This window comes from Nocardia sp. NPDC058519, from assembly GCF_042719755.1.
Classification (GTDB): domain Bacteria; phylum Actinomycetota; class Actinomycetes; order Mycobacteriales; family Mycobacteriaceae; genus Nocardia.
The window spans coordinates 167,498-188,980 of record NZ_JBHXNK010000001.1; the positions used below are offsets into that span (position 1 = coordinate 167,498).

General features: G+C 67.4%; 17 protein-coding genes. 4 read left to right on the forward strand and 13 right to left on the reverse strand.

Annotation, left to right across the window (positions count from 1 at the left end; translation table 11 throughout):
• Positions 1-26: 26 nt before the first annotated feature.
• The 10 genes from smc to ACFWPK_RS00855 all read right to left on the reverse strand — a co-directional run bounded on the left by smc (position 27) and on the right by ACFWPK_RS00855 (position 11,179).
• Entirely contained in the window at positions 27-3,653 is a 3,627-nt protein-coding gene (smc, locus tag ACFWPK_RS00810) for a chromosome segregation protein SMC (RefSeq protein WP_378912428.1), read from the reverse strand.
• A 189-nt stretch (positions 3,654-3,842) separates the two neighbouring features.
• Positions 3,843-4,328, reverse strand: coding sequence for a DUF1707 domain-containing protein (locus ACFWPK_RS00815; RefSeq protein ID WP_378912429.1), 486 nt, complete (start codon positions 4,326-4,328; stop codon positions 3,843-3,845).
• An 87-nt stretch (positions 4,329-4,415) separates the two neighbouring features.
• Positions 4,416-4,871, reverse strand: coding sequence for a DUF350 domain-containing protein (locus tag ACFWPK_RS00820; protein ID WP_378912430.1), 456 nt, complete (start codon positions 4,869-4,871; stop codon positions 4,416-4,418).
• A gap of 35 nt (positions 4,872-4,906) precedes the next feature.
• Entirely contained in the window at positions 4,907-6,070 is a 1,164-nt protein-coding gene (locus ACFWPK_RS00825) for a glutathionylspermidine synthase family protein (RefSeq protein WP_378912431.1), read from the reverse strand.
• Positions 6,071-6,817, reverse strand: a complete 747-nt coding sequence (locus ACFWPK_RS00830; protein ID WP_378912432.1) for a hypothetical protein — start codon at positions 6,815-6,817, stop codon at positions 6,071-6,073.
• A gap of 31 nt (positions 6,818-6,848) precedes the next feature.
• Entirely contained in the window at positions 6,849-7,184 is a 336-nt protein-coding gene (locus ACFWPK_RS00835; protein ID WP_378912433.1) for an acylphosphatase, read from the reverse strand.
• Positions 7,181-7,624, reverse strand: a complete 444-nt coding sequence (locus ACFWPK_RS00840) for an OsmC family protein (RefSeq protein WP_378626344.1) — start codon at positions 7,622-7,624, stop codon at positions 7,181-7,183. The genes ACFWPK_RS00835 and ACFWPK_RS00840 overlap by 4 nt, the downstream gene beginning before the upstream one ends.
• Before the next feature lie 90 nt (positions 7,625-7,714).
• Entirely contained in the window at positions 7,715-8,443 is a 729-nt protein-coding gene (locus ACFWPK_RS00845; protein ID WP_378912743.1) for a response regulator, read from the reverse strand.
• 64 nt (positions 8,444-8,507) lie between these two features.
• The gene (locus tag ACFWPK_RS00850; RefSeq protein ID WP_378912434.1) at positions 8,508-11,018 is read right to left on the reverse strand and encodes an ATP-binding protein; all 2,511 of its coding nucleotides are present in this window, start codon (positions 11,016-11,018) and stop codon (positions 8,508-8,510) included.
• The gene (locus ACFWPK_RS00855; RefSeq protein ID WP_378912435.1) at positions 11,015-11,179 is read right to left on the reverse strand and encodes a hypothetical protein; all 165 of its coding nucleotides are present in this window, start codon (positions 11,177-11,179) and stop codon (positions 11,015-11,017) included. The genes ACFWPK_RS00850 and ACFWPK_RS00855 overlap by 4 nt, the downstream gene beginning before the upstream one ends.
• A gap of 283 nt (positions 11,180-11,462) precedes the next feature.
• Between ACFWPK_RS00855 and ACFWPK_RS00860 the strand changes: the two genes are divergently transcribed.
• From ACFWPK_RS00860 to ACFWPK_RS00875, 4 genes are all read left to right on the forward strand, one after another.
• Entirely contained in the window at positions 11,463-11,546 is an 84-nt protein-coding gene (locus tag ACFWPK_RS00860) for a potassium-transporting ATPase (RefSeq protein ID WP_267890436.1), read from the forward strand.
• Positions 11,547-11,629: 83 nt separating this feature from the next.
• Positions 11,630-13,300: a potassium-transporting ATPase subunit KdpA gene (gene kdpA, locus ACFWPK_RS00865; RefSeq protein ID WP_378912436.1), complete on the forward strand. Its 1,671-nt coding sequence runs from the start codon at positions 11,630-11,632 to the stop codon at positions 13,298-13,300.
• A gap of 1 nt (position 13,301) precedes the next feature.
• A complete protein-coding gene (gene kdpB / locus ACFWPK_RS00870) occupies positions 13,302-15,443 on the forward strand; it encodes a potassium-transporting ATPase subunit KdpB (protein WP_378912437.1) in 2,142 nt (713 codons plus the stop codon).
• 1 nt (position 15,444) lies between these two features.
• The gene (locus tag ACFWPK_RS00875) at positions 15,445-16,314 is read left to right on the forward strand and encodes a potassium-transporting ATPase subunit C (protein ID WP_378912438.1); all 870 of its coding nucleotides are present in this window, start codon (positions 15,445-15,447) and stop codon (positions 16,312-16,314) included.
• Between the two features lie 58 nt (positions 16,315-16,372).
• Here ACFWPK_RS00875 and ACFWPK_RS00880 read toward each other — a convergent pair whose 3' ends face one another.
• From ACFWPK_RS00880 to ACFWPK_RS00890, 3 genes are all read right to left on the reverse strand, one after another.
• Positions 16,373-18,517 (reverse strand): glycogen debranching N-terminal domain-containing protein, encoded by a 2,145-nt coding sequence (locus tag ACFWPK_RS00880; protein ID WP_378912439.1) that lies wholly within the window; start codon positions 18,515-18,517, stop codon positions 16,373-16,375.
• Positions 18,514-19,683, reverse strand: coding sequence for a glycosyltransferase family 4 protein (locus ACFWPK_RS00885; protein WP_378912744.1), 1,170 nt, complete (start codon positions 19,681-19,683; stop codon positions 18,514-18,516). Before ACFWPK_RS00885 ends, ACFWPK_RS00880 begins: the two co-directional genes overlap by 4 nt.
• Positions 19,684-19,969: 286 nt before the next feature.
• A complete protein-coding gene (locus tag ACFWPK_RS00890; protein WP_378912440.1) occupies positions 19,970-21,481 on the reverse strand; it encodes a PstS family phosphate ABC transporter substrate-binding protein in 1,512 nt (503 codons plus the stop codon).
• Positions 21,482-21,483 lie beyond the last annotated feature (2 nt).

A 21,483-nucleotide genomic window follows, 5' to 3' on the forward strand; every position in this document is an offset into this window, starting at 1 on the left:
TGGGCGACTCCGCCGAACCGACGATCTCAGACCGAGGCCGACACCGGGTCGGGGTCGGTGACCTCGGCTCGGTTCAGCCGCTGGGAGATCACCTGGGTGATGCCGTCGCCACGCATGCTCACCCCGTAGAGGGCGTCGGCGATCTCCATGGTCGGCTTCTGGTGGGTGATGACGATCAGCTGGCTCTTCTCGCGCAGCTGCTCGAACAGGCCGATGAGGCGGCGCAGGTTGGTGTCGTCCAGCGCGGCTTCGACCTCGTCCATCACGTAGAACGGTGAAGGGCGGGCGCGGAAGATCGCGACGAGCAAAGCCACCGCGGTGAGCGATTTTTCGCCGCCGGAGAGCAGCGAGAGGCGTTTGACCTTCTTGCCGGGCGGGCGGGCCTCGACCTCGATGCCGGTGGTGAGCATGTCCGACGGGTCGGTGAGCACCAGCCTGCCCTCGCCACCGGGGAACAGTTTCCCGAACACGCCGACGAATTCGCGTTCCACATCGGCGTAGGCCTCGGTGAACACCTGAAGGATGCGGGCGTCGACCTCGGCGACCACGTCGAGCAGGTCCTTGCGCGCGTTCTTGACGTCTTCGAGCTGGGTGGCGAGGAAGGTGTAGCGCTCCTCGAGTGCCGCGAACTCCTCCAGCGCAAGGGGGTTCACCTTGCCGAGAGTGGTGAGGTCCTTCTCGGCGCGTTTGGCGCGCCGCTCCTGGGTGGGCCGGTCGTAGGGCATCGGTTGCGGTGCGCTGACCTGTTCGCCGCGTTCCTTGGCCTGCTCGTACTCGTGTATCTCCAGCGCCGAGGGCGGCAGCACCACGTCGGGCCCGTATTCGGCGACGAGATCGGCGAGTGCGATGCCGAACTGTTCGGAGATGGTCGTCTCGAGCTGTTCGATGCGCAGTGCCGCTTGGGCTTTGGCGACTTCGTCGCGGTGCACGGCATCGGTGAGCTGGGCCAGCTGGGTGTTCAGCGCGCGGGCGCGTTCCTTCACCTGTTCCAGCGCCGCGGCGCATTCGCCACGGCGACGGACCAATTCGTCACGTCGTGCCGCGGCGGTGGCTACCACCTGCTCGAGTTCGTGCTTGATCTTGGTACCCGATTCGGCGACCGCCGCGGCCACGGCCGCCGCTTGGCGCCGAGCGGCCTGCGCACGTTCGGCGCGGGCCCTGGCCTCCCGTTCACCACGGGCGGCCCTGCGCAGCGAATCCGCTTTGCCGCGAACGGATTCCGCGCGTTCCTCCGAGGTGCGCACGGACAGGCGTGCTTCGACCTCCATGGTCCGGGCTTCGGCGAGCGCGGCGGCGGCTTCTTCGCGGGCGTACCCCGCGGTCTCGGTGCTCGCGGCGCCGAAACTGTCGTCGCTGCCGTCGTGCTCGATCTCGGCGTGCCGCAACCGGTCCTCGAGTTCGGCCAGCGAGGCCAGCGACTTCTCCCGCGCCGCTTCGGCTTCCGCGCGCTGGGTGGCCAGCCGCTCCCCCTCGGTCTGCGCGGCGCGCGCACTCTGCCCGACGCGGGCCAGCCGGTCGTAGATCGCCAGCAGCGCCTGGTCGGATTCGTGCAGCGCCATCAGCGCGTGGTCGGCGGCGTCCTTGCGGTCGGCCTGTTCGGCCAGCGCCCCGGCCAGCGCCGCCTCCAGCTCCTCGGCCCGCCGTTGCGCGGCTGCCAGTTCCGCTGTGGCGGTGTCGATATCGGCCTGGACCTCGAGCTGGCTCGGCATCCGTTCCGAACCGCCGACGATCCAGCCCGCACCGGCCAGATCACCGTCACGGGTGACCACCCGTAGTTCCGGGCGCAGCGCGACGAGCTCGGTGGCGGTCGCCAGATCGTCCACGACCACCACGTCGGCGGTGAGCGCGGCCAGCGCGGGTCTCACCTGGTCGTCGCCATCGAGCACGTCGGCGAGCCACTGCGCACCGGCGGGCAACGCGGAACGCTCGGCCGGAATCGTCGCGCCGGTCGCGAAGACGAACGCCACCCGACCACCGTCACCGCCGCGCAATTCCCGCACCGCCGAGTCGGCGGTCGTCGCGGTTTCGGCGGTGATGGCATCGGCGAGCGGACCGAGCAGCGCGGCGACAGCGGCCTCGAATCCGGGCTGCACGCGCAACAGACCCGACAGCCGTCCGCCGAGCCCGCTCACGCCGTGTTCGAGCAGCCAGGCCGCGCCGTCCTTGCGGGCCAGGTTCATGCCGAGCGCTTCGATGCGGGCACCGAGCCGGGCGACGAGCTTGCTCGCCTCACGGTCGAGTTCACGCAGTTCCCGGACCCGCTCGTCGGCCAGTCCCTGCGCGGCGACGGCGTGTTCGTGCTGGGCGTCGAGTCCCTTTTCGCCCGCGTCGAGCTCGCCGAGTTCGTCCTGCACCGAGTCGTATTCGACCTGCGCGGTCTCACCGCGATGGCGGGCGTCGGCGATGGCCACGGACAGGCGCGCGATCTCGGCGTCCACGGACTGGGCTCGGGTGCGCAACGTGTCGACCTGGCCGGACAGCCGGGCCAAGCCTTCGCGCCGGTCGGCGATCGCGCGCACGGCCGCCAGGTGCGCCTGCTCGGCGGCCTTGGCGGCGTGTTCGCGCTCGGCGAGGGCTTCACGCGCGGCTTCGAGGGTCTCGGTCGCCATCTCGACCGCGTACCGCAGTTCGGCCTCTTCGGCTTCGATCCGGTCGGCCTCGACCTCGAGCTGATCCGGGTCGCGTCCCGTGCCGACCGGAGCCTCGGTGTGCAGGTGCCTGGCTCGGTCACTGGCGATACGGATAGTGGCGTTCACCCGTTCGGCCAGTGCCGAGAGCTGGAACCAGGTCTGCGCCGCGGCCTCGGCACTGGGACTCAGCCGCGACAGCTGGAACTCCTGCTGCGCGAGCGCGGCGTTGGCGGCGTCGAGTTCGGTCTGCACGTTGATCTGCTGTTCGCGGGCGTAGGCCTCTTTGCTGAGCTGGGACTCCAGTTCGCCACGGCGGGTGACCAGGTCGTCGGCGGCCAGGCGCAGCCGGGCGTCGCGCAGGTCGGCCTGCACGGTCTGCGCGCGGCGGGCGACCTCGGCCTGGCGGCTGAGCGGTTTGAGCTGGCGGCGCAGTTCGGTGGTGAGGTCGGTGAGCCGGGCGAGGTTGGCCTGCATCGCGTCGAGCTTGCGGACCGCCTTCTCCTTGCGCCTGCGGTGCTTGAGCACACCCGCGGCCTCTTCGACGAACGCGCGCCGGTCCTCCGGCCGCGATTCCAGGATCGCCGACAGCCTGCCCTGACCCACGATGACATGCATTTCGCGCCCGATACCGGAGTCGGACAGCAGTTCCTGCACATCCATCAGCCGGCACGTGCTGCCGTTGATCTCGTACTCGCCCGCGCCGTCGCGGAACATCCGCCGGGTGATCGACACCTCGGCGTAGTCGATGGGCAGCGCACCGTCGGAGTTGTCGATGGTCAGCGTCACCTCGGCACGCCCGAGAGGTGCCCGCCCGACGGTCCCGGCGAAGATGACGTCCTGCATCTTCCCGCCCCGCAACGCTTTGGCACCCTGCTCACCCATCACCCAGGAGAGCGCGTCCACGACATTTGATTTACCAGACCCGTTCGGCCCGACGACGCAGGTAATCCCCGGTTCGAAACGCAAAGTGGTCGCAGACGCGAAGGACTTGAACCCCTTCAACGTCAAGCTCTTCAAATGCAAGCTTTGCCACCTCTCCGAAATTGGGCCAAGCCTCGACGTGGGCCAGCGTATCGGAACGCACGCCAGCAACAAGCGAGCACATGGGTAACTCACCGGGGACGGGCTGAGCTCACTCCCTCGTCACGCGCGGCCGCCGACCGATAGCAGGCCGCGCCTAGGTCTGGCCAGAATCGCGGGGAAGCGGAACAGTCAGTGCGGGCCGTGGGGGTTCATGTGCTTGGCTTGCTTCTGCAGTTGGCGCAGGTGGGTCTCGGTGCCAGGGCTCGCTTCCCAGCCGGTGATCACCCGGAAGACCAGGACTGCGCCCCACGGGCCGATCACCCACATCGGCCAGAAGTAGGTGAGCTCGCCCGCGGTCAGCGAGATCAGGCCCCAGATGACCAGCACGATCACGCTGACGCCGAGCCAGCTACCCGCCTCGATGCGCTGCCAGATCGGGAAGCGGGTACCGGACTTGCGTTCGGTGGGCGCCGCGGCCTGCTGCTGTGTGGTCAGCGGCGGCAGGTCGGACAGGACGAGGGCGAGGTCGTCGCGCGTGGTGGTCGCGTAGACCTTGGCCACGCGCAGGTCGTATTCGCCCAGGTCGAGCCTGCCGTCGGCCAGATGCGTACCCAACTGGGCGACGATCGCGTTGCGTTCGGCGTCGGACGCGCGCGTACCCGGGGTGATATCCATGCCGACGTCCTCTCGGTCACATCCACGATGGAGTGCTGGTTTCCAGCGTCCACCCTCCACAGTGCGATGTCAACCGCTCACCCTCACTCAGAGGATGGCGAACGCCACCACGAGACCGAGCGCGAAGTGCGCGGCGGCGACGACGAGGACCTCGGGGGTGTAGGTCTCGGCGTGCAGCGTGCGGCCGATGTCGACGCCGGTGACCTTTTCGATCACCCGCACCGAGATCACCTGCGCGATGATGCCGACCAGGCCGTACACGATCGCCGCGATGAGCCCTTCCGACAGCTTGCCGCTGCCGCCGGTGGCCAGCACCGCGAACACGACGATGAACGCCATGCTGATCATCCCGGCCGCCGAGACGATGATCGCGTTCGGCTTGCCCGCCACCACCAGGTCGCGCAGCTTGCCGGGCGTGGTCAGGTCGATGGCGAAGAAGCCGATCAGCATCAGGACAAGGCCGATCAGGCAGTACAGGATGATGGCGCCGACGCCTTCACCGAGCGCACTCCAATAACCCGATTCCAGGGCGAGGGCGGTCATCGTGGTCCTTTCGAACAATGTTGTGAGGTCAGGTGTCAGTCGACGATGCGGTGTGGCACGAACGCGGCGCCGTCATCGGTGATCAGGCCGGCGGTCTCGCGAATGCCGAGCCCGGCCGCGGTGTCACCCACGACCCAGGCGCCGAGCACCGGGCGCATCCCATCGAATTCCGGTAGCGGGTCGAGCAATTGGTAGACGAAACCCTCGGCGCCGTAGACGCCGCCGGTCGCGGTCTCCATGCCGGGGCCGACGATGGTCATATTCGCGCCCTCGCGGCCGAGCTTGGGTTTGCGAATGTATTCGGTGAGCTCGTGCGGGTTGTCGAGGTAGGCGGGCAACAGGTTGGGGTGGCCGGGATACATCTCCCACAGGATCGCCAGGATCGCCTTGTTGCTCAGCAGCGTGGTCCACAGCGGTTCGATCCACGCGGTCGCGGGCAGGCTGCCGACGACGCGCTTGCCGAAATCGTCGTCGATGATCCACTCCCACGGATACAGCTTGAACATCGCCTCGATCGGCGCCTCGGCCAGATCGACGAACCGGTTCAGCTCGGTATCGAAACCGACTTCCTCGATCGGCAGCGCGACCGTGTCGAAACCGGCTTCGGCCGCGGTCTCCTGCATGTAGGCGGTGGTGACGTTGTCCTCACCGGTCGCGTCGGCGCCCGACCAGGTGAAGTGCAGTTCGGTACCGGGCAGCACGCCGCGCAGTTCGGTCCAGCGCTCCACCAGTTTCTCGTGCAGCGAATTCCATTGGTCGCCACCGGGATACACCTGCTGCAACCAGTGCCACTGGATGATCGCGGCCTCGAGCAGCGAGGTGGGGGTGTCGGCGTTGTATTCCAGCAGCTTGGCCGGGCGCCGCGCGTCGTAGCGCAGGTCGAAGCGGCCGTACACGTAAGGGTCACTGCGACGCCACGATTCGGCGATCGGGCCCCACGTCCATTCCGGCAGACCGAAATCGGCGAAGCGCTCGGTGAGTACCACGTGTTCGGCCGCGTGCAGGCACATCGACTGCAGCAGTTCCACATCGGCTTCCAGCGCGAGGATCTCGTCCATCGAGAACTCGTAGTGCACCGACTCGTCCCAGTACGGCCGCGGCTGACCGCTGGCGTCGCGGCCCGGTGCGCCGTAGACCAGACCCTGCTTTTCGATGATCTGCTGCCAGTCCTGGCGCGGTGTGCTCTTGTTGCGCCGCATCTACGTCCCACTCCCCCCGGTCGACTTGCTGCCGAGTCCGCCGCGCTGCACCGTGGTGCCACTCTTGGTCTTGATCTCGGCATTGCGCGGTTTCACCGACGTGCCGCCCGTGGGTGGCTTGCCGATCGTCGGTGTGCCGCCGTAGTGGTAGCGGTACTGCGGCCAGCCCAGAATCAGCAGTCCGCCGCCGTGGCCGCCACCGGAGCCGTCACTGCGGAAATTGGTCTTGCCGTCGCCGCAGTTCTCATCGGGGACAACGACTTCCTGCCCGTTCTCGTCGATCTGCACGCACGAGGCCGTCACCTGGTCGGGTGCGGTGACCGCGCGGTAAGCGAGGTAGCCACCGCCGACCAGCGCGGCGACGCCGACGATGGCGACACCACCGATCATCACGCGTTTGCGGTTGCGCCGCTTCTCCTCTGCCGCCGCGGCCGCCGCCCGCTCAGCTTCCTCGGCTTGCCTGCGGGCCTTGTCTCTGGCGCGCGCCTCGCCGACCGTCGGCGGACGCGGCTGGGTGACGCCGGGTTCCTGCCTGGCCATCCGACCGGGACGCGGCTGATCGACAGGATGCCCGCCCGCGCCGAACACCGGCGGCGTCGGCCCTGCGTTCGGATCGGATGGTGTCGAACTCGCATCCGGTGCGGACCATCCGGCGCCGGGATCGGGTGGCGTCCACGGGGACCTGTCCGGCTCGCCGTTCGAGGGTTGTTCCGGTCGATCGGGCGGTCCAGGGTTCTGTGTGCTCACCGCTGCCGCCCCCTAGCCCCCGAAGTCACCACTAGCGCTCCTCGAATCCCGTCATGTCGCCCCGCGCGGGCTCCCAGCTTTCCACAACCAGGTCTACCCGCCCGGGTGCCGGCCCGGACAGAGCATGTCTCACGTGCCCGACGGGTTGCGAACTATCGGGCGCCTCGCCGGACCGTAGCAGTTCCAGCAATTTCTCGCCCGCCGTTCGTGGCCCTTCGGCGACAACGTGGACGCGTCCGTCGCGGTGATTGCGCGCGTAGCCGACCAGCCCGAGTTCCAGTGCGCGCGACCGCGTCCACCACCGGAACCCCACGCCCTGCACGTACCCGTGCACCCACGCACTCAGCCGAACCGGCTCCTCGCTCATGCGTCGATGTTGAACGTCAGTGTCACCTTCGTGCCCGCTTTGAGCGTGCGGCCCACGGTGCACACCTTGTCGACGGCGCGCTGCACGGTGACCAGTAGTCGTTCGCGCGCGGCCTCGTCGAGTTCGGACAGATCGAGTTCGAGGACCTCGTCGAGCTGCGGGTAGAGCTCGTTCTCGCGGTCGGCGTCGCCGGAGACGCGGATGGTGGCGTCGAACTCGTCGCCGAGTCGACGCGACAACGGCAGGTCCGAACTGAGCCCGGTGCACCCGGCGAGTGCGATCTTGAGCAGCTCACCGGGAGTGAAGGCGCCGGGAACACCCTGGGACGCGATCAGAACCTCCGCGCCACGGTTACTGCGCCCGGTGTAGGCACGGGTTCCGGTGCGCTCGACCCACAGTTCGGTGGGCGCGTTGTTCACGGGTGCGGTCTGCTCAGCCATGCCTTGATCCTGCCATTCGCTCGAGGACGATCCACGCCTGGGAACGCCACCGCCGCCACCGGCATTCCGGTCACGTGACCCGGCGCACGCTCACTCCTGGAAGCGATAGCCCATCCCCGCCTCGGTGAGCAGGTGGCGCGGGTTGGCCGGATCGTCCTCGAGTTTGCGCCGCAACTGTGCGAGGTAGACCCGCAGGTAATGGGTCTCGGTGGCATAGGCCGGACCCCATACCTCGCGCAGGAGTTCCTTGCGCCCCACCAGTTTTCCGCGATTGCGCACCAGCATCTCGAGCATTCCCCACTCGGTGGGCGTGAGGTGCACGGCCACGCCCTGCTTGGTGACCTTCTTCGCGGCCAGGTCGACGGTGAAGGAATCGGTCACCACCACCGGGTCGTCGCTCCCGGCGTCGGCGGCCCCACGCCGAACCGCCGCACGCAACCGGGCCAGCAACTCGTCCATCCCGAACGGCTTGGTGACGTAGTCGTCGGCCCCCGCGTCGAGCGCCTCGACCTTGTCGGCGGAGTCGGTGCGCGCCGAGAGCACGAGCACCGGCGCGCTACTCCAGCCACGCAGCCCCGCGAGCACCTCGATGCCGTCCATATCGGGCAGCCCGAGATCGAGAATCACCACATCGGGATGCTTCTCGGCGGCGGCACGCAGCGCGGCGGCACCATTGCCCGCGGTGATCACCTCGTAGCCGCGCACCGACAGATTGATCCGCAACGCCCGCACGATCTGCGGCTCGTCATCGACCACCAGAACTTTCACGGCTCCGCCACTGCGCGTATCTTGGCCGGACTCAGGTGGGGCGACCGGCATCCGGGCGGGCGGCGGTTTCGGCGTAGCAGTGGGTTCTCCGGTCCCGCCGGAGTTACCCATGTGCTCACTTGTCGGCATCGTTGTTTCCTGTGAAGGGGGCGGGCAGGTCTACCAGCATGGTCAGACCGCCGCCCGGTGTGGGTTCGGCGTGGACGGTACCGCCCATCGCCTCGACGAAACCGCGCACGACCGAAAGGCCGAGGCCGACGCCGGTGGTGTTGTCCCGGTCGCCGAGTCGCTGGAACGGCTCGAACAGGTCCTCCTCGGTGCCCGCGGGAACGCCGCGTCCGGTGTCGACGACCGCGATCGACACCCGGTCGCCAACGTGTTCGGCGGTGACACGAACAGGTGTGTCACGGCCGGAGTGGTGCAGGGCGTTGTCGAGCAGGTTCGCCAGCACGCGTTCGAGAAGACCGCTGTCGGCGAGTACCGACACCTCGCCGACCTCGACTTTCACCCGGTCCATCGCCGCGCGCCGCAATCCCCGCGCCCCCATCCCGACGCTCACCAGCGCGCGGTGCACCGCCTCGTCCATGTAGACCTGCCGCAATTGCGGGCTCACCACACCGACGGCCAGGCGCGACGAATCGAGCAGGTTGCCGACCAGCGCGGTCAGCTGGTCGACGGATTCCTCGATCGCTTCGAGCAGTTCGCCGGTGTCCTCGGCGGAGAACTCCACATCGTCGCTGCGCAGACTCGACACGGCGGCCTTGGCACCGGCCAACGGCGTGCGCAGGTCGTGGCTGACTGCCGAGAGCAGTGCCCGGCGCAATCGATCGGCCTCGAGCAACGCCGCCGCGGCACTGGCTTCCTCGGCGAGCCGTTCCTGCCGGACCAGTCCGGCGGCTTGATTGGCCACCGCGTTGAGCACCGGCCGTTCCCCCGGGTCGAGTGGGTGCCCGGCCAGCAACAGCAGGCTCGTCGCGTCACCCGCTTCGATGACCGTCTCGGCATCGTCGGAACGTCGCGGTGGATTCGTACCGACCTCGGCGACCACCACGTCACCGCACAGCATGCTCACCGCCCGCTGCCCATAGGCCTCACGCACCTGTTCCAGCAGATTCGGCAGGTCGGCGCCGTGCAGCACCGCACCGGCGAACAGGGTGAGCAGTTCGGCTTCACGAGACGCCTTGCGCGCCTGCCTGGTTCGCTTGGCCGCGACATCGACCAGCGCGGCGACCGCGACCGCCACGATCAGCAGCACCACCACGGTGACGAAGTTGTCCGGTTCGGCGATCGTGAGGCTGTAGCGCGGTGAGGTGAAGAACCAGTTCAGCAACAGCCCCGACAGCAGCGCCGACACCGAGGCGGGCACGACACCGCCGAGCAGCGCGACCGCGACGACACCGACGAAGAACATCGCGCTGAGCCCGCCGAGTTCGAGGAATCCGTCGAGCGTCGCCCAGCAGACCACGCTCACCAGCACCGGCACCAGCAGTGCGGCGATCCAGGCGAACAGCGGCTGACGGACGCGCAGCGGGTTGCGGCGCACACCCTGGTTGGCCTGCTCATGGGTCACCATGTGGACGTCGATCTTGCCCGAACGCTGCACCACCGTCGACCCGATGCCCTCGTCGAGCATCCGCGCCCACCGCGACCGTCGCGAGGTCCCGAGCACCAACTGCGTAGCGTTGACCTCCCGCGCGAATTCCAGCAGCGCGCCGGGCACATCGTCGCCGGTCACGGTATGTAGCGAGGCACCGAGCCCGGCCGCGAGTTCACGCAGCCGAACCATCCGCTCGGTCGACACACCGGCGAGCCCGTCACCACGAACCACGTGCACCACCACGAGATCGGCGCTGGACTTGGACGCGATCCGCCCCGCCCGGCGCACGACCGTCTCCGATTCCGCCCCGCCGGTGACCGCGACGACGACTCGTTCGCGCGCCTCCCACAGCTCGGTGATCTTGTGATCGGCCCGGTACTTGGCGAGCGCGGCGTCGACCTGATCGGCCAGCCAGAGCAGTGCCAGTTCCCGGAGCGCGGTGAGATTTCCGGGCCGGAAGTAGTTACGCAGTGCGGCATCCACCTTGTCCGCCGCATACACATTTCCGTGCGAGAGCCTGCGCCGCAATGCTTCCGGCGTGAGATCGACCAGCTCCACCTGATCGGCCGCACGCACCACCGCATCGGGCACTGTCTCGCGCTGCTCGATCCCGGTGATCTGGGCGACCACATCGTTGAGGCTCTCGAGGTGCTGCACGTTCACCGTCGAGATGACGTCGATACCAGCGTCGAGGAGCTGTTCGATGTCCTGCCAGCGCTTTTCGTGCACGCTGCCCGGCGCGTTGGTGTGCGCGAGCTCGTCGACGAGCACCACGGCGGGCTTGCGCGCGAGCACCGCGTCGACGTCGAGTTCGGGCAGCTCGGTCCCGCGATAGCCGACCAGCTTCGTCGGGATCCGTTCGATGCCGTCGAGCAGTTGCGCGGTCTTCGCGCGACCGTGCGTCTCCACCAGCGCGGCCACCACATCACGGCCGCGCTCGAGCCGCCGGTGCGCCTCGCCGAGCATGGCGTAGGTCTTGCCCACGCCCGGCGCCGCACCGAGATAGATGCGCAGTTGTCCGCGTTTCACCTGTCCATCATCGCGTGTCGCCGAGCCTCGACTGTAGGGCGCACCGGCAACACGCCGACCGACACCATCGGCGTATGCGAGGTGTTCAGCCGACCGAGCACCCGGATCAGCAGCAGCGATCCGACAAAACCGAAGATCACCGCAAGGGTCACTACCGACACCGCGATCTCACTTTCCGTGCACAAGGGAACCGGCGGCGCCGTTCGCGTACCGGTGCCCACTTTCTACCGTCCGAACAAACGCCTGATCTCGATCTTTACGGTGTGTTGACGGCTATCGGGCGTGCTTTGACGGCATCCTCACACCCATCGCCCACCCACCGCGTCAACATTCCGCAAAGGCATGGCCGCCGGGCGCTAAGGAGTCGTAAGGAAGCCACGCCGAGTCGCGATCCGGCGTTTCACTCACCTAGGTGCTCCACCTCGGAGCACAAGGAGGTTGGAAATGTCTGTCGTGGTGTTCACGGTGCTCACCGTGGCGATCTTCGCGCTGCTGGGCCTGGTCCAGCGGGGGGTGGAGAAGCTGTGATCGCGAACCTTGTCGGTCTCGCGCTGGCTGTCCTCGTCGCCGTCTTCATGATCGCGGCGCTGCTCTTCCCCGAGAGGTTCTAGGTGAACACGACTACTGCGGGGATCGTCTTCGTGGCGGCCCTGGTTATCGCGCTGGCCCTGGTGCATGTGCCGCTCGGCGATTACATGTACCGGGTATACAACAGCGACAAGTACTCCCGCGTCGAGCGGCTGATCTTCCGCGCCATCGGCGCGAAACCCGAGGTCGAGCAGACCTGGCCCGTCTACGCCCGCAGTGTGCTGGCGTTCTCGGCGGTCAGCGTGCTGTTCCTTTTCTTCTTCCAGCTGGTTCAGGGCGCACTGCCACTGCACCTCAACGATCCCGGCACCGAGATGACCCCCGCGCTCGCGTGGAACACCGCGGTCAGCTTCGTCACCAATACCAACTGGCAGAACTATTCCGGTGAGTCCACCCAGGGTCACCTGGTGCAGATGGCCGGTCTGGCGGTGCAGAACTTCGTCTCCGCGGCCGTCGGCATGGCGGTGGCGGTGGCACTGGTGCGCGGGTTCGCCCGTCGCCACACCGGTGACCTGGGCAACTTCTGGGTCGACCTGGTCCGCGGCACCCTGCGGATTCTGCTGCCACTGTCGTTCGTCTTCGCGATCGTGTTGGTCGCGGGCGGCGTGATCCAGAACTTCAACCTGCACGACCAGATCGCGCAGACCATCGGCGGCGCCGAACAGACGATCACCGGCGGTCCGGTGGCGAGCCAGGAAGTCATCAAAGAACTCGGCACCAACGGCGGCGGCTTCTACAACGCCAACTCCGCGCACCCGTTCGAGAACCCGACCACCTGGACGAACTTCATCGAGATCTTCCTGCTCATGGTGATCGCGTTCTCGCTGCCGCGCACCTTCGGCCGGATGGTCGGTTCCACCAAGCAGGGCTTCGCGATCGTGGCGGTGATGGGCACGATCGCCCTGGCCAGCATCTCACTGACCAACCTGTTCCAGCTGCAGCACCACGGCACGGTCCCGACCGCGATCGGCGCGTCGATGGAAGGCGTGGAAACCCGCTTCGGCGTTGCCGATTCGGCCACCTTCGCCGGCGCGACCACCCTCACCTCGACGGGGGCGGTGAACTCGTTCCACGATTCCTACACCAGCCTCGGCGGCATGATGACGATGTTCAACATGCAGCTCGGCGAGGTGGCGCCCGGCGGTGTCGGCTCCGGTCTCTACGGCATGTTGATCCTCGCCGTGATCACGGTGTTCGTCGCGGGCCTGATGGTCGGACGCACCCCGGAATACCTGGGCAAGAAGATCACCCCGCGCGAAATCAAGCTGGCCGCGACGTATTTCCTGGTGAGCCCGCTGATCGTGCTGGTCGGCACCGCGGTGGCCATGGCCATGCCGGGACAACGAGCGAGCATGCTCAACGGCGGGCCACACGGCATGTCGGAGGTGCTGTACGCCTTCACCTCCGCGGCCAACAACAACGGTTCCGCCTTCGCCGGTCTCACCGGCAACACCGAGTGGTACAACACCGCCCTCGGCCTCGCGATGCTGTTCGGCCGGTTCCTGCCGATCATCATCGTGCTGGCACTGGCCGGTTCGCTGGCCCAGCAGGGCACCACTCCCGCGTCGATCGGCACGCTGCCGACGCACCGGCCGCAGTTCATCGGCATGGTCGTCGGTGTGACGGTGATCCTGGTCGCGCTCACCTTCCTGCCCGCTCTCGCACTCGGGCCGCTCGCCGAAGGAATCCACTGAAATGACCACTCCCACACTAGAAACCGCACCGCGGCCCGAACACCGCACCAAGGGCGTACAACGCGGCGTCCTCGACCCGAAGCTGCTGCTCACCTCCCTTCCCGACGCCGTGCGCAAGCTCGATCCGCGCACGCTGTGGAAGAACCCGGTGATGCTGATCGTCGAGATCGGCGCCGTGTGGTCGACCATCCTCGCCATCACCGACCCGAGCTTCTTCGCTTGGGCGATCGTGCTCTGGCTCTGGCTCACAGTCGTTTTCGCGAATCTGGCCGAGGCCGTCGCGGAGGGGCGCGGCAAGGCGCAGGCCGACTCGCTGCGCAAAGCCAAGACCGACACCATCGCCCGGCGCCTGGCCGACTGGACACCGGGTGGGCGCATCGTCGAGGAACGCGTCGCGGCCCCCGAGCTGCGTCGCGGCGACTACGTCGTCGTCGAAGCGGGCCAGATCATCCCCGGCGACGGTGACGTCGTCGAAGGCATCGCCTCGGTGGACGAATCGGCCATCACCGGTGAATCCGCGCCCGTGATCCGGGAATCCGGCGGCGACCGATCGGCCGTCACCGGCGGCACCACGGTGCTCTCGGACCGGATCGTCGTGCGGATCACCCAGGAACCCGGCGCCAGCTTCATCGACAAGATGATCGCCCTCGTCGAGGGTGCGAGCAGGCAGAAGACGCCGAACGAGATCGCGCTCAACATCCTGCTGGCCGCGCTCACGATCATCTTCGTGTTCGCGGTGACCACCCTGCAGCCGCTGGCCATCTTCGCCAAGTCGAACAACCCCGGCGTGCCGGATACCTCGGCACTGGACGCGCACGGCATCACCGGCATCGTGATGGTCTCGCTGCTGGTCTGCCTCATCCCGACCACCATCGGGGCGTTGCTCTCGGCCATCGGCATCGCGGGCATGGACCGCCTCGTGCAGCGCAATGTGCTGGCGATGTCGGGTCGTGCGGTGGAAGCCGCGGGCGATGTGAACACCCTGCTGCTCGACAAGACCGGCACCATCACCCTCGGCAACCGGCAGGCCGCCGAGTTCATCCCGGTGCCGGGCGTTCTCGACGACGAACTGGCCGACGCGGCACAGCTGTCGAGCCTCGCCGACGAAACGCCGGAGGGCCGCTCGATCGTCGTGTTCGCCAAGGAGGTGTTCAACAAGCGCGAACGCAGCGCGGGTGAACTGCCGGGCGCGACCTGGGTGGAGTTCACCGCACAGACCCGCATGTCGGGTGTCGACCTCGCCGACGGGCACCAGCTGCGCAAGGGGGCAGCCGGTGCCGTGACGGAATGGGTTCGCGCCCAAGGCGGTTCGATCCCCGAGCAGGCGGCGGTGATCGTCGACGGCATCTCCGCCTCCGGCGGCACGCCGCTGGTGGTCGGTGAGGTCAAGGACGGCACCCCACGCCTCGTGGGTGTCATCCACCTCAAAGACGTGGTCAAGCAAGGCATGCGGGAACGCTTCGACGAGATGCGCCGCATGGGCATCCGCACCGTGATGATCACCGGCGACAATCCGCTGACCGCCAAGGCGATCGCCGACGAGGCGGGCGTGGACGACTTCCTCGCCGAAGCCACACCGGAGGACAAGCTCGCCCTGATCAAGTCCGAACAGGACGGCGGCCGCCTCGTAGCGATGACCGGCGACGGCACCAACGACGCCCCCGCGCTCGCACAGGCCGACGTGGGCGTGGCCATGAACACCGGCACCTCGGCCGCCAAAGAGGCGGGCAACATGGTCGATCTGGACTCGGACCCGACCAAGTTGATCGAGATCGTCGAGATCGGCAAGCAGTTGCTGATCACCCGTGGCGCGCTCACCACGTTCTCCATCGCCAACGACATCGCCAAGTACTTCGCGATCATTCCCGCGTTGTTCGTGGTGCTGTTCCCCGGCCTGGACGCGCTGAACATCATGCGCCTTGCCAGTCCGCAGTCGGCGATCCTGTCCGCGGTCATCTTCAACGCGATCATCATCGTGGCGCTCATTCCGCTGGCGCTGCGCGGCGTCAACTACCGGGCGAGCAATGCCTCGAAACTGTTGAGCCGCAACCTGACGATCTACGGCCTCGGCGGCATCATCGCCCCGTTCGTCGGCATCAAGATCATCGACCTGTTCGTCCAACTCCTCCCCGGGATGTCCTGAAATGCGAATGTCAACCTGGATCCGTCAGCACCTGGCCGCCCTGCGCGCCCTGCTGGTGCTGACCGCGATCACCGGAATCGTTTATCCCGTAGCCGTATTCGCGATCGCCCAGCTGCCGGGGCTCAGCGAGCGAGCCGATGGGTCGCTCATCGAGCGGGACGGAAAAGTGGTGGGCTCCAGCCTGATCGGGCAGTCGTTCACCGACGCCGACGGCAATGCCATGGCGCAGTACTTCCAGAGCCGCCCGTCGGCCGCGGGCGACGGCTACGACCCGCTGTCCACCGCCGCGAGCAATCTCGGCCCGGAGGACATCGTCGACACCGCCGACCGCACCAGCCTGCTCACCACCGTGTGTATTCGCTCGAAGGAGGTCGGCGACCGTGAGGGGGTCGACGGCGCCCGGCAGTTCTGCACGAAAGACGGTGTGGGCGCGGTGCTCTCGGTGATCGGGCCGCGTGATGCCGACGGCGATGTGTCGCAGCCGGTGCAGGTGGTCAGCGTCAACGAACTCTGCCCCACACAGCCGTTCCTGAGCACGTTCCGAGGCGTCGCCGTGGAGTGCGCGAAGGAGGGCGAGGACTATTCCGTCGGCCGGATCATCCCGATCCTCGGTGACGCACCGGCCGAGGCCGCCGTCCCCGCCGACGCGGTCACCGCGAGCGGCAGTGGACTCGACCCGCACATCTCCCCCGAATACGCGACCATCCAGGTCGAGCGGGTGGCGAAGGCGCGCGGTATCACCGCCACCCAGGTGCGCGAACTGCTCGACGCGCACACCGACGGCCGCACGCTCGGATTCCTCGGCGAGCCGCGGGTGAACGTCGTCGAACTCAACCTCGATCTCGACGCCCGCTACCCGTTCCTGGGCTGAACACAGCGAAAGGGGCCGGATCCACCACGGATCCGGCCCCTTTTTTCGTCTTTCTGCGCTAATCCTCGTCTGTGACCAAAGCCCAGCCATCCGGTAGACCGGTCACAGTTACCGCTGACCCACACACCTCGAGATCCACCGTCACCCCTTCGCCCAGCCGGAACTCCGACATCCGCACACACCCCCACGCTGGAGGCACCTGCGGCCGCAACGTCAGAGTCTTGGCAGGCACATCGGGATCGAGCCCGAGGAACGACCGAACCAGCAGCAACGGCGCCGCACTCGCCCATGCCTGCGGGGAGCACGATGTCGGATACGGCACGGGTGCGGCGAATCTCGACCGCGGGAAACCACAGAACAGCTCGGGCAACCGCCCGTCGAACGCGGCGGCCGCGTCGAGCAGCCCGCCCGACAGCTTCGTCGCCAGTTCCACCGCGCCCGGCACATGCTGGTACCGCATCAACCCGGCGACAGCGATCGCCGTGTCGTGCGGCCAGATCGACCCGCAGTGGTAACTCATCGGGTTGTAGGCGCCCATATCCGAAGACAACGTGCGCAGCCCGAATCCCGAATCCATCTCTGCCCGAGCAAGATTCCGGATCAGGATCTCGGCATGCTCGTCGGTCGCGATGCCCGACCACAGACAGTGCGCCGCATTGCTGGTGAGCGCGTCGACCTGCCGCTTGCGGCCGTCCAATGCCACCGCGTACCAGCCGTAATGGGGTAGCCAGAACTGTTCGGCGAACTTGGTTCGCAACTCGTCGGCCCGCTCCCGCATCCGCACGGCCAGCTCGGGGTCGTCGAACTGGTCGGCCAGTTCCGCGCGGGCCAGGAACGCCGCGTACACATACCCCTGCACCTCGGCCAGCGCGATCGGCGCTTCGGCGATATGCCCTGCGGCGTCGTTGATTCCGTCGAAACTGTCCTTCCACCCCTGATTGATCAGGCCGCGGTCGGTGGCGCGCACGTACTCGACGAAACCGTCGTCGTCGCGGTCACCGAAATCGGTGATCCAGCTGATCGCGGCGTCGGCCGCGGGCAGCAGGGTGGCGATCGATGCCGGATCCGCGCCCCACCGAAGACATTCGGCGAGCAGCATCACGAAAAGCGGTGTGGCGTCGACAGTTCCGTAATAGATCTGCCCACCGAGCACCTGCCCGACCGAGGGCCCGCGCCGCATCTCGTGCATGATCCGGCCCGGCTCCTCCTCGACGAGCGGGTCGATCGTCTGGCCCTGCAATTCGGCCAGCTGCTGCAAAGTGCCCAGTGCCAGATCGGTTTCCAGCGGCAGCGACATCCATGCCGTGAGCAGCGAGTCCCGGCCGAACAGCGTCATGAACCACGGCGCGCCCGCCGCCACGAAGGGCCGGTTGGTGCCCGAATCGGTGTGGATCTGCAAGGCGCCCAGATCGCTTTCGCTGCGGCGCAGGATCTGGTTGAGCAGGCCCGAGTCGGCGGAGATGTCGGTGGCGGTGGCCCGCCACGCCTGGATCTTGCGTACCGGCTCGCTGGCCCGGTAACGCTCGCCCACGGAGCCGGAGGTCTGCGGGCGTTGCGCCGCGCCTGCCGGTTGCGCGGTGATCTCGGTCTGCCAGCGCCCGCCCGCCGGGACGACGACCCGCCAGATCATGGTGCCTGGCAGCACCATCGGCTCGACGGTCGAGGTGAGCGCGAGTCCACGGGACAGATCGGCGCGGTCGTGCAGCAGCAGTTCACCGTCGGCGGTCGTCATCTCCGCCCGGCGCCCGTTCGTGCGGCCTTCCTTCACCGCGAACAGATCGACGAAATCGGCGTCGACGTGTAGTTCCACCACCACCGCCGTCGCCTCGCGGCTCATGTTCTCCAGGGTGATCACCTCGTGCATGCCCTCGGCGACGAGCCGATCACGCACCACGAGCAGGGTGCTGTCGGCCCGACCCTGCTGGGGAGGCCTGCGCAGCACGAACCGTGCCGCGAAAGCCTCCGGACTCAGCACCGACAGCGCCTCGGGCCGTTTGCCGTCGATCATCAGCTCCCAGCGCGAAATCACCCTGGCGTCACGGAAGAACAGGCCCTGCGGCTTGCCCGGCTCGATATCGCCGAGCCGGTCGGACAGGCAGAACGTGCCGCCTTCGACAAGGGTGATGTTGCCGCCGCCGCCACCGAGCCCCGCGGGTTCCCCCGCGTTGAGGGGGCTCGGCGCCGAGGCGCTGTCGGTGCTCATGCGCGCCCGTTGGCCGCCACCCCGAAGGGCATCGGCATCGCATAGGCGGTGTCGTACCCGATCGTGGTGCGGGCGAGCAGCTCCCGATAAACCTGTTCGTAGCCGCGGCCGAGGGTGTCGGCGCTGAAGTTGTCGACCACGTGTTTCCGGCACAGGGCCGGATCGTAGGTCTGCACTTCGGCGATGGCGGCGGGCAGTTCGGCCGGATCGTCACAGATCCGCCCCGTGACCCCGTCGACCACCACTTCGCTCACCGCACCGCCGCGCAACGCGACCACCGGCGTGCCGCAGATCATCGCCTCGATCATCACCATGCCGAACGGCTCCTCCCATCGAATGGGGAACAGCAGACACTTAGCTCCGGAGAGCAGCTTACGCTTGGCGGCCGCGTCGGCGAGACCGAACATCTGATCCTGGTCGGTCATCCGCGGCTGCACGAACTCCTCGAAGTAGGCCTTCTCGGGCGCCTCACTGCACTTGCCCGCCAAGATCAGCGGCATGCCGACGGCGTGGGCGGCGTCGAGCGCCAGATGCGGGCCCTTGTCGTTGCTGAAACGACCGAGGAACAGCGCGTAGTCCTGCTTCTCGGTCTCGTACGGCCACTGATCGGGACACAGCGCGTTGTGGACCCGGCCCGCCCATGGCAGATCGGGCGCCAGCGCGCGCTGACGGTCGCTGATCGCGACGAGCGAGCACTCCTGGCCCAGTTCCTTGTAATAGCGGTAGCAGTCGTCCTGCACCGGGCCGTGCACGGTGACCACCGTCGGCAACCCGAGATTGGCATAGGCGGGCGCGTTCAGCGGGCCCGCGAAAGTGTGGTCGTGGACCAGATCGATGCCTTCGGTATCGGCCAGCCGCTCGATGGCGCGGCGCACCCGCAGCGCGTGCACGATTTCCGGGAACGGGTCACCCAGCCGTTCGGGCTGGATCCGGTCCCACAGCGGGACGAAATTCGCCTGGGTGCCGTCTACGCCCGCGCCGAACAGGGTGACGTGATGGCCACGCTCACACAGTGAGTCGACCAGATCGGCGACCACGGCCTCGACGCCGCCGTAGGCCTTGGGTGGAACGTCGAAATACGGTGGAACAACCATGGCGATCCGCAGTGGACCACCGTGGTGATCGATCGAGTAGAGATCGGACGCGGACAAACCGGTCGGCGACATTGCCGACGTGTCTGTACTCATGACCTTCCTTCCAGGGACGCAACCTCGCAACACTTGCGCGAACAAGAGATGGCCGCCTCGGCGGAGGTGGAGACGAGAGCTTCACCGCCGTCCATGGGGCATGGTTGGCCTGGCCAGACGCGATACGCACCGATTCGGGTGCCCGCCTGAACAGAGGGGCCGTCATGGAACGTACCCCGCTACCGGAGAGTAAACCAGCGTGTTGCTGGAAATGTTCGGTATCGATTCCTGCAGCCTGACAGGAGATTACGCGGTCAGATTCGGTCTACGGCGTACAGAAGGCGGGTTCTACCGGATCAACGCATGGAATATTTCCGTACTCGATCATGGTGAGCCTGGCCTTACCACGGACCAGATAGTCGATGAACTGGGCTACCAGCGAATCACCGGCGACCGGTCCGTGCGTGAGGGCGTACTCGACTCCGACGAAGGGATACCGGCCCGCGCGCATCGAGTCCGCCGAAGCGCTGACTCCGTCGATCGACACGGCCCTGACCTCGGAACCGACCGCCGAGGTCTCCATATAGCCCACTGCACCAGGAATTTTGGCAACGAATATTGCCACTTCCTCGGTGACGTCGACCTCGCATTGCACGCCACCGGCCGCCATCCCGATGCAGCTGGTGTAGGGAAACACCTTGCGATTGTCCTCGAGCAGGCGGGACTCGAGCGCGCGCCGGGTGCCCGAGCCCGCGGTCCGGTCGATCAGCACCACCGGGAGGTCAGGTCCGCCGATCTGGTTCCAGTTCTTCACATTTCCCCGGTACAGGTCCCGGATCTGCTGAGTCGTGAGGTTCGTCAGGCCGATACCGGGGTGCACCACCATCGAGAACGAGCCGAGCGCCAGCGGGTGTTCGGTCAGCGCTTCGAAGGAATTGCCCTTGGAGCCGTCCCCGATCGCGAGCGTGTTCTGCGTCTCACCGCCGCGGGTCAGCGTGCGCAGGCCGGGTTCGGTGCCCGCGAACGCGAAGGTGAATTTCGCGTCGGTGCAGGTCCGCTCGTAGTCCCCGGCGGCTTTGCGGATCATCGGCGCCATCGCGGTCGACCCGACGACGGTGAGTTCGCCCGCGGCGCAATCACGCGGCGGCGGGTCCGGTTGCAGCGCGAGAACAGCCTGGACCGTGATCAGCGCTACCAGGAATCCGCACAGCGCCATCAACTTTCGCGACGGGCCCGTCTTGCTCTTGGTCTCGACAACCTTGCCGCCCTTGACGGCACCGGTCAGGATCGGCTCCGCGGGCGCTCCCGTGCCGTGTTCCCGCTTCAGTACCGCCAGAATCTTGTAGTGCTGGCCTCGTTCGAGCGGCACCTTCGGCAGATCGATGATGCCCTCGAAGCGCGCGCCCTCACCCCGCACCCGCTTGCCGATGCCAGAACCCGGACCGAGATTGTCGGGCAGTACTCCCTCGAGTTCGGTCACCGCCATGCCGATCACCTCGCGGCCGGGGAAGGTGACGTGCAGCCCGATCAACGCGGATTCGGGGCTGCGCATCCGGTAGTCGTCGGCGTCGATGGCAAGGGTGCCGCTGTTCTCGACGCGAACCAGCACCACCGACAGCTTCGACAGATCCAGCGGCATCCCGGGGATATCCGGGGTGCTCAGATTCCGCAGCGCACCCACCAGTGAAGCGGATTCGGTCTCACCGGTGACCGGCGTATCCATCTGCACGCGGTAGCCGAGCCGGCGACGCCCGACCAGGACGAACTCGCGCACGAACGCCGCCGACGCGACCGCGATACCTGCCCCGGACAGCACCATCTCGATCGGAACGCTCATCA

Coding starts and splice junctions, on each gene's coding strand:
- ACFWPK_RS00815 (WP_378912429.1), bottom strand. CDS start 4,328: ATGGATATCACCCCGGGTACGCGCGCGTCCGACGCCGAACGCAACGCG.
- ACFWPK_RS00820 (WP_378912430.1), bottom strand. CDS start 4,871: ATGACCGCCCTCGCCCTGGAATCGGGTTATTGGAGTGCGCTCGGTGAA.
- ACFWPK_RS00825 (WP_378912431.1), bottom strand. CDS start 6,070: ATGCGGCGCAACAAGAGCACACCGCGCCAGGACTGGCAGCAGATCATC.
- ACFWPK_RS00835 (WP_378912433.1), bottom strand. CDS start 7,184: ATGAGCGAGGAGCCGGTTCGGCTGAGTGCGTGGGTGCACGGGTACGTG.
- ACFWPK_RS00840 (WP_378626344.1), bottom strand. CDS start 7,624: ATGGCTGAGCAGACCGCACCCGTGAACAACGCGCCCACCGAACTGTGG.
- ACFWPK_RS00845 (WP_378912743.1), bottom strand. CDS start 8,443: ATGCCGGTCGCCCCACCTGAGTCCGGCCAAGATACGCGCAGTGGCGGA.
- ACFWPK_RS00860 (WP_267890436.1), top strand. CDS start 11,463: ATGTCTGTCGTGGTGTTCACGGTGCTCACCGTGGCGATCTTCGCGCTG.
- kdpB (WP_378912437.1), top strand. CDS start 13,302: ATGACCACTCCCACACTAGAAACCGCACCGCGGCCCGAACACCGCACC.
- ACFWPK_RS00875 (WP_378912438.1), top strand. CDS start 15,445: ATGCGAATGTCAACCTGGATCCGTCAGCACCTGGCCGCCCTGCGCGCC.
- ACFWPK_RS00880 (WP_378912439.1), bottom strand. CDS start 18,517: ATGAGCACCGACAGCGCCTCGGCGCCGAGCCCCCTCAACGCGGGGGAA.
- ACFWPK_RS00885 (WP_378912744.1), bottom strand. CDS start 19,683: ATGTCGCCGACCGGTTTGTCCGCGTCCGATCTCTACTCGATCGATCAC.
- ACFWPK_RS00890 (WP_378912440.1), bottom strand. CDS start 21,481: ATGAGCGTTCCGATCGAGATGGTGCTGTCCGGGGCAGGTATCGCGGTC.